This window comes from Escherichia sp. MOD1-EC6300 (assembly GCF_002965045.1).
Classification (GTDB): Bacteria; Pseudomonadota; Gammaproteobacteria; order Enterobacterales; family Enterobacteriaceae; genus Escherichia; species Escherichia coli_F.
Genome location: NZ_PTRH01000069.1, coordinates 1 through 398 on the forward strand (window position 1 = coordinate 1; position 398 = coordinate 398).

1 pseudogene is annotated in these 398 nt (G+C 67.6%); it reads left to right on the plus strand.

Annotation, left to right across the window (positions count from 1 at the left end):
• Nucleotides 1-398: pseudogene (locus tag BGE37_RS24830) on the plus strand (RHS repeat protein); the annotation flags it as partial.

Sequence of the window (398 nt, forward strand, 5' to 3'; positions counted from 1 at the left end):
GCGGAGCACGCCGGGCGGATGGTGGCGCACCATTATGCGGGGAGGCCGGAGAGCCGCTACCGGTATGATGATACCGGGCGGGTGACGGAGCAGGTCAACCCGGAGGGACTGGACTACCGCTTTGAGTACGGGCAGGACCGTGTGACCATCACGGACAGCCTGAACAGGCGGGAGGTGCTGTACACGGAGGGCGAGGGTGGCCTGAAGCGTGTGGTGAAGAAGGAGCATGCGGACGGGAGCATCACCCGCAGCGGGTATGATGAGGCGGGGAGGCTGAAGGCGCAGACGGATGCGGCGGGACGGCGGACGGAGTACCGGATACATATGGCGTCGGGCGCGGTGACGGCGGTGACGGGGCCGGACGGCAGGACGGTGCGGTATGGCTACAACAGCCAGCG